Origin of the sequence: Coleofasciculus sp. C1-SOL-03 (genome assembly GCF_040220555.1) — a bacterium.
Classification (GTDB): domain Bacteria; phylum Cyanobacteriota; class Cyanobacteriia; order Cyanobacteriales; family Coleofasciculaceae; genus Coleofasciculus.
Genome location: NZ_JAVJUO010000108.1, coordinates 1 through 10631 on the forward strand (window position 1 = coordinate 1; position 10631 = coordinate 10631).

Consider the following 10631-nt stretch of genomic DNA (forward strand, 5'->3'; position numbering starts at 1 on the left):
CATTCATAAGGCTGACGGTTATGAATATCAATCTTCACTTCTTTTGATGCCCTATCGGACAATTTATTAGTTGGCGGCAATTCCCCTCCCGCTAACCCGCTTCGGGTATAACGGGAGTCCCCTTGCCGCATCTCAGATGGAGATAACCATCTAGTTATCCAGTCGTGTAAGTCAAAAAACACAGCCTTGGGTTTAAACCCAAGGCTAAAAGTTCAAGTCGTCTAAAGACGACTACAAAAGAATTCCAGTCTGTCTGTGTACCTCACCTAATTGAAAAGCGCTGTATTAGTCCATTTTAATGGACTTAAGCTATTAGCCCGGAGTTTGAACTCCGGGCTCCGGGCGGCTGTCGGGGCTGACTAAAAATGGTGCAAGCTATCAGTTTTAACCGACGCGGATCATATCTCTATGACTGCGCCCATTCGGTATGGAAAACGCCTTCCTTGTCAGTTCGCTGATAGGTATGAGCGCCAAAGTAGTCGCGCTGTGCCTGGGTCAAGTTTTGCGGTAAGCGATCGCGCCGATAGCTGTCGAAGTAATCCAAGGACGCACTAAACGCTGGAACCGGGATTCCTAACTGATTAGAAGCCACCAGCACGTCCCGCCATGCATCTTGGCGATCCAGAATCGTTTGCTTAAATTCCGGCGCCAATAATAAATTCGGCAATTTCGGATTCTCATTGAAGGCATTTTTGATCTTATCCAGGAATCCTGCCCGAATAATACAACCCCCTTTCCAAATCCGGGCAGTTTCTGCCAAATTCAGGTTGTAATTAAACTCCTCCGAAGCCTTACCCAACAATGCCATGCCTTGAGCATAGGAACACATTTTTGAGCAATAAAGCGCGTCACGGACTTTATTGATAAACGCTTGGCTATCTCCATCATACTGACCCGTCGTCCCGATCAACTCCTTCGCCGCCGCCACTCGTTCCTGTTTATAGGACGAAATCACCCGCGCATTCACCGCTGCATAAATCGTGGGAATCGGTACACCCAATTCCAGAGAACTCACCACAGTCCAGCGTCCGGTTCCCTTTTGTCCAGCAGAATCCAGAATTAAATCAACCAGAGGCTGATTCGTCTCTGGGTCAATGTACTTAAAGATATCCGCCGTAATTTCAATTAAAAAGGAATTTAGCTCATCGGTTGTATTCCATTCGGTAAACACCTGATGAAGCTGCTTGTGATCCAATCCTAAGCCATGTTTGAGCAAATCATAAGCTTCGGCAATGAGCTGCATATCGCCATACTCAATCCCGTTATGCACCATCTTCACATAATGACCTGCACCCCCAGGACCAATATAGGTGACACAGGGTCCATCATCCACCTGAGCCGCAATTTTGGTCAAAATCGGTTCTAACTCTTGATACGCCGTATCCGTGCCTCCCGGCATCAAGCTAGGACCATGGAGCGCTCCTTCTTCGCCACCACTGACCCCCATCCCGACAAAACCGAGTCCGGTGGCTTCTAAGTCTTTAGTACGGCGTTCGGTTTCTTCGTAGAGGGAGTTCCCGCCATCGATAATCATATCTCCGGGTTCAAGCAGAGGTTTCAGTTGATCGATGACAATATCAACCGGTTTCCCAGCTTTAACCATAACCAAGATTTTGCGGGGACGTGCCAAGGTTTTGACAAACTCTTCCAGGGAATAAGCAGCGGTGACGTTTTTATCCGAGGCACGTTTTGCCATAAACTCTTCCGTTTTGGAGCTAGTCCGGTTATACACCGCCACCGGAAACCCGCGACTTTCCACATTGAGTGCCAGGTTTTCCCCCATCACAGCTAGACCGATGACTCCGAAGCTTGGTTGTGTCATATATCTCTCGTCAGAATCTAATTGAACGTGTAATCGTGTTTATTTCCCCTACAGGGTAGCCTGCTCTGCGGCGGCATCTTGTAAACTTTGCATTATGAGTATGCCCCAACTAGAGTACATAAAACCTCAAACCGGGTTCATTGCTTCCCCAGCTCTCCCAGCTTCCCCAGCTTCCTACCCCACCACAAGACTTATTCAGCAGACCCTAATTCGAGGGTGAAGTTTGAGGAGTCGCAGACGGTTCAACCTTAGGCGGGGACACGGTAGGAGAGGGTTGGGGGATGGGTGATGTTTCCACGGGAGATGGTGTAATCCCAGGAGATTCTTCCACCACAGGTACAGGTTGAACCACAGGAGATGATTCGGCGGGGGGAGGCGATTCAGTCGTGGGAATTTCTTTTTTGGGAACCTCTTGGTTGTGAACCGCTCGTTTGACACAATCGCCAAACTCAACGGCTGTATCTTTGAAGCGAGTGGCGTCTTTGAAGTCGAATTTCAAGGCTATACAACCAGAGCGATGCAGAAACTGGTACAGCACGATACTATTGACCGTGATTACCGTAACTGAAGTGAGAACTTGCAGTAAAAGGATGATTCGCTTCACGTTGATGTCTTCCGAAGAGACTCCCGTTCTTATATGTTAAACGGTAGATAGGGAGACGTGGGGCTAAAGCGCTGGTCTAGTTAAGTTAAGACCCATTTAAATTGTGTATTCAGGCGTTGCCTGTTGCCTGTTGCCTATTCCCTCATCTCAACCGTTAACTTTAATTGTGTCCACCCACTGATAATTTTCAACCAAAACTGTCGGATGCAAGCAAATAAACATCACTACTACTACTCTCACTCTCAACGTCTATAAATACTGAATCTCTCCCCCCTGTGCTAATCTGACTCCGGCTAATTCCTTGAGTCACTATCTGTAACAGCCGTTGCGGTGTAAACGATTCCAACTCGACAAAATTACCGGATTTTAACCACTCTAATTCCTCAGCCAATAACTCTCGCCGTACCTCTACCCCTAATTGTCTCACCTGTGCTGCTGATTCTGGGGAGGATTGAATAAAAAGACTGCGACTATTTAAGAGTGGTAGTCTTTTAGTTTAGCCAAAACTTTCTTCGTAAAAGACATAAATATCGCTGCTGGCGGTGTCATCTTCACGACTGTCAATATCTAGAGTCAGACTTCTTCTTATTCCTTGAGTCACAGACTGTAATAATCGGCGAGGGGTGAAGGATTCGAGTTCGACAAAGTTGCCTAATTCTAGCCATTCTATTTCATCGGCTGACAAATTTTGCCGTATCTGTGGAGATAGTTGTTTGGCTTGTTGACCGGATTCTGCTGATGCTCGGATAAAGAGGGGGCGTTTGCTGGTTAATATCTGACGAGGAAGTAATCCTAAATCATAAATTTTTACGGTACTATCGGCAAACCAATTTTGACTGGTTTGTAGGTGGTGAACTAATCGGACGCCGCGCGGACTAGCGTCATGGAGGGCATATACTTTTAATTGAGGGTTGCGTTTTAGCATTTGGAGAACTGTTCTGAAGATGGGTTGAGGATATCCGTTGATACTCAGAACAGCACAGTTATTTTCAAAGTGGAAGTTATTGGCAATTAGCAGTTGAGCGATTGCTGCATTATCACAAATTATAACTCGGTCAAAACTATAAGCGCTGATGTCTGGACTGATTTCAGCTTCGGTATTCTCTTGGCGGGGAGGGGGAAGCATTTTTTCTAGTGAACCATTTACTTCTGTCCAGCGATTTAGCCACTCTTCAAACTGGTTGGGAATGATTGAGAAAGATTTCGGTATTTTCCTTTGCCGTCCTAACTGTCGCTTTCCTAAGTACAGTGATAACATTCCTAAAATAACGCTACTTGAAAAAATAATGAATGAATCTAAAATAAACAGGCTAATAATCATCCCAATCAAGAGAGTTATAATGCCTAACCGTTGTAAACCAACAGCATTTTTTTGACGCTCCATAAAACTCTTATATTGAGACTTAGTTGATTTGTATTGATTAAATATTGAACATATTAATGCTATAAAAATTGGAATACAGAATATGTGTATAGCTGCTCTTGCCTGGTTGTCTTCTTGAGTGATATACATACTCGTTAGGTTAATAATTATAATCAAAGAAAGAAAAGAAAACAAGAAACTGAAGAAAGTAATGATCGAAACAAGAGAATCCAGACAACCAGGTTCAGGGGTTAATTTTAATCTTTTTTCTAAAACATATAAAAATTGTTTGGAGGTAAAAAATAGAGTTCCATCTGCTGAAATATCAGATATTACCTTAGCAAAAAACGGGTCAGTAAACCTAATCTCTGTCATACTTGTCGGCTCAAAGGCAAAGGGATGACCGCAGTTTTTGCACCGCCCCTGATGTTCAGTCCGCTCTTTGAGATTATTATCAGTTTGACATTGAATGCATTTCATAATCCACTTCTCTCCATACTATCCTTGATTAACATCCTTCATTTCGCCTAACCTAGATAACCATCGCGAGTTTAAGATTAGATTAATTACGCATTGATTTACAAATTCACATAATTAAACTTAAAACCCCTTATTTTGAGCGCACAATAGATTTCATAGTATTAGGTATTATTTCTATAAGTCGCGAAAGCGTTCACTCAAATACTCCCAATTACTCTGCGTACCTCTGCGCCATCCTCTGCGTACCTCTGCGTTGAAAAAACATAATTATCCCCCTAACAGATTTGGTATCATAACTGATTTTCTAGACGCAGGTCAGGTAAAGTCAGGTGCAGGGCGCACGTCAGTGCGCCCCTACGAACCTTGACAACTAAGTAAATACCTGATTATTTAACAAAACACTATAATCTTCCCGTTTTCTGATTAATCGATGAGTTCCCTGTTCGACTAACACTTCAGCCGGACGCGGACGGTGTAAGAAATGGGACGACATGGCGTATCCGTAAGCACCGCTGTCGAGAATCGCGATAACATCTCCAATCTTTAACGCTGGGAGTTGACAGTTGCGCCCTAAGTAATCCCGTGAATAAGTTGTATTTCCACACACATCGGTGGGATACTGTTCACCCTGGTTATGGGTAAAACTGACAATTTTTCGATAGCTACCATGTACCGAAGGAACGGATAAATTCGCCACAGTGGTATCGACACCGACAATTTGTTTGCCGTTTTGCCACTTAACTGAAACGACTTTTGCCAACAAGGACGCACATCCTGCGATCGCGGCACGTCCGGGTTCTATAATTAAGTTGATAGGTCTGCCGATTGTCTCTAGCTTCTGAGTTATCGCCTGACCAAATCCTTGCCAATCAAAAGCGACGCCATTTCCCTGGTAGGGATAACCAAATCCACCGCCAAAGTCTAAATAGTTCCAATCGGGTAATTGTTGACCAATCTCGCATAAGGAATCAATCACTTGGGTAAAGGCTTTGGTGGCATTTGTCCCGGTTCCGCGATAGAAATGGATACCCTTGAGGTGTAATCCCGCCGATTGGGTAGTTTTCAGCGCATCGGGGAATTCTTCGGGTCTAACTCCAATGCGGCTATCTCCGGTTAATTCGGGTACATTTAAGCGTAATCCTAAGTTTAATCGGGGTAATTTAGGGGTTAAAGTCTGATAAACGTGACAGCATAAATCCAATTGGGAGATACTATCTAAATTTAACACCGTAATTCCCCAGTGGAGAACTTGCTCCATTTCTGCATGATTCAAATTACTGCCACTATAAACAATGTTATCTGGGGCAAATCCCGCTTTTAAACCTAAATAGATATCTCCGGGTGTATTGGCGTGGAGTCCCCACCCCTGCTTTTGGAAGATTTGCAGCAACGAGATATTACCATTCGTCACACTGGCAAACTGGAACCGAGTGCGCGGATAGGGGACAGCGTAAGAGATATAACGAATTGTATCCCGTATGCGATCGCCTTGATACACGTAGAGGGGTGAACCGTAGATATTCAGTAATTCTTGGTCATTTGTCATTGGTCATTGGTGATATTTGAAAGGCGTTTGTAGGGTGCGTTAGCGCAGCGTAACGCACCATGGCTAAAGCTTAACCCAGGATGGCGATGTGACACCGTTCAAATAGAATAGATGTTATGGGTTTTCTGGGCGCACATCGGTGGTGGGCGCACGTCAGTGCGCCCCTACAATTTTAATCCATGAAAAAGGTTTATAACTCTTGCTCATCCTACATAAAATCGACTGACTTCCGGCTTCCCCTTGTAGGGGAGAACGAGAGGGGTGGGAAGGGGGCTGGGGGGTTAGGTTTTTCACAACCCGAATGATTTTGTAATCAACGGCTGCACCTTATTCCACGCTTCAAACAATGTCGCCGCCGTCGGTAATCCGACAATAATTCCTTTCAACATCGTTGTGGCTCGTTTCGCCATTTTCTGATTCCCTTTTTCCTGGGGATTTTGTCCGGCTTCGGCTAACATTTTCACCTGTTCTAACGCCTCCGCCTTATCGTCTTCATCTAAATGCGCTTCCGCTTCAATCGCGGCTTGCAGTTGCGCTAGCAGTTCTTTAATTCCCGGTTTATCCGGTTCGGGAGACTCCGGTAACTCATTGATGGCAACACTAACAGTACCGCTAATTTCACCAATGGCTGAACCCGTTATACTTTCCCCTGCGCCTGCAAGTCCACTGATTTTACTACCATCTCCACTGGTTATGCTGATATTCCCTTTACTTTCAGACATCGTATCTCCTTGATTATTATAAGTTTGGGCAGAAATACTCAGACGCTTAATTGCTGCTTCCAGTAAACCTGTCAGCCTCTTAACTTGTCCATCTTTCTCCGCTAAAAGTTGTTGTAGCGCCGCCGGGGACAAGGCTTGCAATTCATTATAAGTAGTGAAATAGTCATGATGCAGTTCAGAATGGTTTGCTTGAGGTGACGTTTCCGCGCGAATTAACACTTTATCGCGATGCTTTCCCCGTTTTTCAATCGAAACAATATCCAGTTCAGCGTCAGGATGGGTTTCGGTAAGCTGTTGGAACGCCATGGCAATTAAACGCGGGTCATCCACTTGGTTATGATAAAGGTCAAGGGTTTGTACCATGGGCGCGATGAAGTCGGAAAATTCGCCATCTTCAAAGTTTTTGTTCCAATCATCCGGTTTGCGGCGGGGATTGGGGTCAAGGTTATCGGCTAGGCGCATGAAGACATACTCACATTGAACACCATTGAGTTGGGTTTCTGGAGTAATCCCCCAATCTTCAATACAAGCACCTGTTAATGTGGCTCCGGTTAAGTCGGTGTAGTCGAGTTGGGTTTGGACGAGTTTGGCTCTGGATAAGTCAGTATCTTGCAAGTTGGCTTGGCTTAAATCAGCGCCGATAAAACTAGCATCGGCTAAGTTTGCGCCTTGTAAGTTGACACCGCGCAGGTTTTTGCGGTCAAAGGTTTGAGCTTGTCCCTGTCGGGTAATTAATAATTGTCGCACCTGAGCATCTTTAATATAAGTGATGCCAAGGCGAACGCGATCGAGTTTTTGGGTTTGATAAAAGCAAGTACGAGTAAGTGTTGCCTTTCTCATGTCGGTACTTTTGAGTGTGGCAGATGTGAAGTCCGCATCGGTTAAGTCAGCACGGCGAAAGTTAGTACCGCCTGTAGCCGCAAAGGCGATGGCGACTGTGCGAATCCAAGCATCTCTTTCATCTCCCTGGATGGCTCGCCAGCCAATGTAAGGGCTCAAGAGCATGACAGCGAAAGCGAAAGCGACAGCGACCGCTCCAGCTTCAGCGAAAGTGACCGCGAAAGCGACCGCGGCAACTCCAGCGTGAGTGACAGTGAGAAAGACCGCGACAGCTTCAGTTTCAGCTCCAGCTCTAGCTTCAGCGAAACCGACAGCGACCGCGAAAGCGACAGCGACAGCGACAGCGACAGCGAAAGCGACCGCGAAAGCGACCGCGAAAGCGACAGCTCCAGCTTCAGCGACCGCGACAGCGAAAGCGACCGCGACAGCTCCAGCTTCAGCGACCGCGACCGCGACAAAACCTTTGCGGAGCATGACAACAAACAAGATTGCCAGGATTATCAAACTTACCCAGCCCATAATCATGTTCTCGGTATTACCAGTGTTAAAAATAAACACGACTAAAACACCAAGGAGTATTGACAAAAATCCTGATATCCCCGCAAGTATCCATGAGCTGACAACCAAAACTGTCGCCCAACGCTTTTGTAATCCAGCCTTAGCGCCGCTAAAGTTCGCCCCTGTCAACTTAGCCTCAGTAAAATTTGCCCCTCGGATATCCGCCTCACTAAAATCTACCCCTGAGAGGTCTTTTCCTTTAAACGATTGACCTCTCAAATTTTCGCCACTAAAATCACGTCTCCCAGCAGCGTACAGATTCAAAACTTCACTGGCTTTCATTTTTCAGGGAACAGGGAACGGGGAACAGGGAATCAAGGGTGAAAGCAATATATACTCGTGGTCACAACCTGAGCTTTTGTCATACTCAATGAAACAAAGTGCAGCGAAGCATCTGGTGAGATTCTTCACTCCGCTATCGCTTCGTTCAGAATGACAGACTCTGACCGTGTGAGGTATAAATATATGCCATGGCGCGTCTAAAGCCATGGTGTAGGGGCGGGTTTTACCGATACCATTTTAGACACAACCGATAACTTAACTAAACCCGCCCTTCTAGAGAAACAGACAATAGGCAATTCATAATTCATCATTCATCCTGTAATTTCCAATACCATTGCCAAAACCGAGACGGTAACCAAAACGGATGTAACCCAGAATACCCAGATACTGCCTCATTTAACACCCTCCTGCGCCAAACTTGCCACATCAACAATAACCAGAGAATCTCACCCACTCGTCGCCCTCGCAAATAGGCGCTAAATTCCCCTTTAATCAGTTTTAATGGTAACTGCGGTTGCCATCGTCCTTCGGCTGCTAAAATACCCGAATTTAACCAATATCCTACCTCAGACCATAACTCATTGAAACACCACGCCGTTAACGGCACTCCCATCCCCCGTTTTTCCCGCCACACCACCTCTGGCGGTAACCAAGATTCCACCGCACGTTTGAGGATATATTTTTCACAAGCACCCCGCAGGTAGAACTCCCCCGGTATCTGAAACGTCCACTCCGATAACGGAATGTCACAAAAAGGCGATCGCACCCACAATCCATGAGAGAATGCTAAGTTAGTCGCCCGTGGGTGGATGTTTTGTGCGCCTTTTAACATTAACGTCGCCCGACGCAATCGGTCTAAAAGAGTCGTGGTAAACTTAGCGTCTAAAGCCTCTGCCAAACATTGTTCCGGGTGTACTGATAACGCCTGGTTTATCTGATTCTGAAATACCCGCTCCTCATATCCCCAGAGACGGTGAAACGTTCGTAAATACTGTTGGGTAAACTCTGTATTTCCGTTGGGATGTTCTTGATTATAAACACCAGCCGCAATTAGCGGTTTATTTGTCCATCCCGCAAAAAGTTGGTCGCCCCCTTCTCCATTAAAAATAACCTCTGTATCTTGACTCGCCGCTTGACATAACAGATATAAGGGAACCGTTACCCCATCACCAAAGGGTAAATCTAACGCCGTCGCTGTCGCTTGAATCGCTTGCTTAATCCGACGAGGTGTCGCATCAACTTTAACTAGGGGAATCTTCAGATAGTCAGCAACTTGTTCAGCATAGGGCAATTCCGAGACACCCGCTAACCCAAAATCTAAGGTATAGGCTTTAACCTTTACTCCCGCTTGCACTAATAAGGCGGCGATTGTAGATGAATCTAACCCGCCAGACAGAAAAACGCCAACGGGTTCACTAGGCAAATTTTCCAGTTGTCGATGTACGGCATTTTTTAACAGGATTTGCAGTTGGGAGATGGCTTCAGCTTCATCGTGAATCAGTTCTGAGGCGGATTGCCATTGATAATAACGGTGAGTGCTATGGGTTAAATCTGATTGAGCAGTAATTTGCCATGTTTCTAGAGTTCCAGCCGCTACGGAAAAAATAGTAGAGACTGGCGTCAACGGTGTGGGAACATAAGAAAAGCAGCTATAGCAATACAACCCATGATTATTCACCTCTGGTGTTTTAAGCAGGGGTAATAATAGCTGCAACTTAGACGCAAACCAGATAACCTTTCCCTGTTTTGTCCAATAGAGAGGGACACGTCCAAAAGGTTCGCGTCCTAAAATTAGGCAGTTATTTTCCACCTTAACCCAAGCATCGGCTGAATCATGAAAACCAGAAGCGGATAACGCGGCGATGAGTCCCGCTTCATTGGTGAAGGAGTTAGTCGGATTACTGCCAATATAACCAACCCGCCAATTTAACCTACCCTTGACAGGGACTTTGTTGAGGGGATATTTCAATGGGGTTGATGTTTCTAAATCTGTCGCGGCGACGAGAACTTTGGTTAACATCGCTTCAAGTTTATCGGGTGACTCTATACCCCAATAGCCGATAAATTGATAGGGATTACTCACAATAATTGAATCTTGAATTAATTTAAGTTCAATGACGCTGAAATACGCACTTTAATATACCGTAGTAGTGTGGCACACCTCAGCAAGATTAATTAGCATTCCATCCAGACACTGTAGGGGCGCGGTGACGTGCATTGGTGTCAACTTAAGCGAAAAAAGAAAGCAATACCTTGATCTGACCCCACCCCAACCCCCTGACAGGTGTAGGTTTTTTATTTTAGGGTGGGGACAAGACAAGGAGGACAAGGAAGGAAAGAAGACAAGGAGGAAAAACCGTACAAAATTAGGTTCGGTCAAACTCACTTCTAAAAGCCGAAACGCCCTATTTTCC

Annotated in this window: 9 protein-coding genes and 1 pseudogene; 1 reads left to right on the forward strand and 9 read right to left on the reverse strand. The window is 45.6% G+C overall.

The genetic code is table 11. From position 1 onward, the window contains the following. From RIE73_RS17645 to RIE73_RS17675, 7 genes are all read right to left on the reverse strand, one after another. On the reverse strand, positions 1-182 hold a 182-nt coding region (locus RIE73_RS17645; RefSeq protein WP_446402419.1), incomplete at its 3' end, for a hypothetical protein. A gap of 224 nt (positions 183-406) precedes the next feature. After that, positions 407-1822 (reverse strand): NADP-dependent phosphogluconate dehydrogenase, encoded by a 1416-nt coding sequence (gndA, locus tag RIE73_RS17650; RefSeq protein WP_446402420.1) that lies wholly within the window; start codon positions 1820-1822, stop codon positions 407-409. Between the two features lie 205 nt (positions 1823-2027). Next, on the reverse strand, positions 2028-2426 hold the full coding sequence (locus tag RIE73_RS17655) for a hypothetical protein (protein WP_446402421.1): 399 nt from the start codon (positions 2424-2426) through the stop codon (positions 2028-2030). Between the two features lie 187 nt (positions 2427-2613). After that, on the reverse strand, positions 2614-2853 hold the full coding sequence (locus RIE73_RS17660) for a hypothetical protein (RefSeq protein ID WP_446402422.1): 240 nt from the start codon (positions 2851-2853) through the stop codon (positions 2614-2616). Positions 2854-2922: 69 nt separating this feature from the next. Next, entirely contained in the window at positions 2923-4269 is a 1347-nt protein-coding gene (locus RIE73_RS17665) for a hypothetical protein (RefSeq protein WP_446402423.1), read from the reverse strand. 370 nt (positions 4270-4639) lie between these two features. Further along, positions 4640-5815, reverse strand: a complete 1176-nt coding sequence (locus RIE73_RS17670) for a diaminopimelate decarboxylase family protein (protein WP_446402424.1) — start codon at positions 5813-5815, stop codon at positions 4640-4642. Between the two features lie 290 nt (positions 5816-6105). Next, positions 6106-7542 carry a pentapeptide repeat-containing protein gene (locus RIE73_RS17675; protein WP_446402426.1) on the reverse strand — a complete coding sequence of 479 codons (1437 nt, stop codon included), beginning with the start codon at positions 7540-7542 and terminating at the stop codon, positions 6106-6108. Between the two features lie 78 nt (positions 7543-7620). Between RIE73_RS17675 and RIE73_RS17680 the strand changes: the two genes are divergently transcribed. Continuing rightward, positions 7621-7941 carry a hypothetical protein gene (locus RIE73_RS17680; RefSeq protein WP_446402427.1) on the forward strand — a complete coding sequence of 107 codons (321 nt, stop codon included), beginning with the start codon at positions 7621-7623 and terminating at the stop codon, positions 7939-7941. A 135-nt stretch (positions 7942-8076) separates the two neighbouring features. On the opposite strand, the pseudogene RIE73_RS17685 reads toward RIE73_RS17680, so the two are convergent. Together RIE73_RS17685 and RIE73_RS17690 are read right to left on the reverse strand one after the other, a co-directional pair. After that, positions 8077-8217 (reverse strand): annotated as a pseudogene (locus RIE73_RS17685) (pentapeptide repeat-containing protein); the annotation flags it as partial. Between the two features lie 307 nt (positions 8218-8524). Next, on the reverse strand, positions 8525-10300 hold the full coding sequence (locus RIE73_RS17690) for an asparagine synthetase B family protein (protein ID WP_446402425.1): 1776 nt from the start codon (positions 10298-10300) through the stop codon (positions 8525-8527). Positions 10301-10631: the final 331 nt, after the last annotated feature.